Origin of the sequence: Antarcticimicrobium luteum, from assembly GCF_004358185.1 — a bacterium.
Classification (GTDB): Bacteria; Pseudomonadota; Alphaproteobacteria; order Rhodobacterales; family Rhodobacteraceae; genus Antarcticimicrobium; species Antarcticimicrobium luteum.
Window position 1 is genome coordinate 1 of the sequence record NZ_SMUV01000004.1, and the last position, 1458, is coordinate 1458.

Consider the following 1458-nt stretch of genomic DNA (forward strand, 5'->3'; position numbering starts at 1 on the left):
GGCGGAGACGGCCTTGGCGGTGGCGTCCATCGCCAGTTCACCGTCGGTCACTTCGGCAAGAAGGAGAACAGCCATCAGATAATCCCCTTTTCCTTTAGTTTCGCCACCAGCGTGTCGACATCAGGTACGATCTCGCCGGCCTGCCGGGTTTCGGGTTCGGAGGTCTTCACCACCTCAAGGCGCGGGCTGACGTCGATGCCGTAGTCGGCGGCGGTCTTCTCATCCAGCGGCTTCTTCTTGGCCTTCATGATGTTGGGCAGGGAGGCGTAGCGCGGCTCGTTGAGGCGCAGGTCCACGGTGACGATGGCCGGCATCTTCACCTTGATCGTCTGCAAGCCGCCGTCGACCTCGCGGGTCACCACCGCGTGCTCACCCTCGATCTTCAGGTCCGATGCGAAGGTGGCCTGGGACCAGCCCAGCAGGGCCGAAAGCATCTGGCCCGTGGCGTTCATGTCGTTGTCGATCGCCTGCTTGCCGGCAAGCACGAGGCCGGCCCCTTCTTCCTCGACGACCTTCGCGAGAATCTTGGCGACGGCCAGCGGCTCGATGTCCTGGTGCACGTCATCTGCGGCCACCACGAGGATCGCCCGGTCAGCCCCCATGGCCAGCGCGGTGCGCAGCGTCTCCTGCGCCTGTTTCACGCCGATCGACACGGCAATGACCTCATCGGCGGTCCCCGCTTCCTTCAGCCGGATCGCCTCTTCGACGGCAATCTCGTCGAACGGATTCATCGACATCTTCACATTGGCAAGATCGACACCGGAACCGTCCGACTTGACCCGGACCTTCACGTTGTAGTCGATCACCCGTTTCACAGGCACCAGCACCTTCATGGGGTCTCTCTCCTCGCGTCAGGGGCGGCGTGACGCCGCTTCGGGACAGGAATACGATTAATGGTCCTACCAATCAACCGAAAATGAACCCTAATAGGCGAGCGTCAGGGCATCCGCGACGAGTCCGGGACGCCTCTTGCCTTCGATCTCCATCTTGAAATTGCGCCGGATCATCAATCCGCCACGGTCCGGCTCGGCATGGGTCACCTCCATATGCAGCCGCAGCCGGTCGCCGCTTTCCACCGGTTCGGGAAACCTGAGTTTCTCATACCCGTAGTTCAGCGCCCGCCCATGCGCCGTGACCCGGAAGATCTGGCTCGACAGGCCCGGCACCAGCGCAAGCGTCAGCAGCCCGTGCGCCAGGGTCCGGCCCCCCGGCAGCTCGCGCGCCGCCCGCTCGGCATCCAGATGATACCAGTTGTTGTCGCCCGTCACCGCGGCGAACCGGTCGATCCTTTCCTGGGTGATCTCTTCCCAGCCGCTCGGCGAAAACGCGTGGCCGACATGGCCCGCCAGCTCCTTGAAGTTGGAGAGCTCCATCTGCGCGCCCGCCACGACGGATGCGAAGAACGTGATGCCCCGGGTCGCCGCCCTGCTCGACGTGATGATCCTGTCGGACGTGTCC

General features: G+C 63.9%; 2 protein-coding genes. Both read right to left on the reverse strand.

Annotated features, from left to right (window positions below):
• Positions 1–74 precede the first annotated feature (74 nt).
• Positions 75–833 carry an electron transfer flavoprotein subunit beta/FixA family protein gene (locus E1832_RS00025; protein WP_133357717.1) on the reverse strand — a complete coding sequence of 253 codons (759 nt, stop codon included), beginning with the start codon at positions 831–833 and terminating at the stop codon, positions 75–77.
• Between the two features lie 90 nt (positions 834–923).
• The gene (locus E1832_RS00030) at positions 924–1373 is read right to left on the reverse strand and encodes a MaoC family dehydratase (protein ID WP_133357719.1); all 450 of its coding nucleotides are present in this window, start codon (positions 1371–1373) and stop codon (positions 924–926) included.
• Between the last annotated feature and the right edge of the window lie 85 nt (positions 1374–1458).

What these genes read in the sequence shown, in the direction of transcription:
- E1832_RS00030 (WP_133357719.1), bottom strand. Translation starts at nt 1,373, where the DNA reads ATGGAGCTCTCCAACTTCAAGGAGCTGGCGGGCCATGTCGGCCACGCG.
- E1832_RS00025 (WP_133357717.1), bottom strand. Translation starts at nt 833, where the DNA reads ATGAAGGTGCTGGTGCCTGTGAAACGGGTGATCGACTACAACGTGAAG.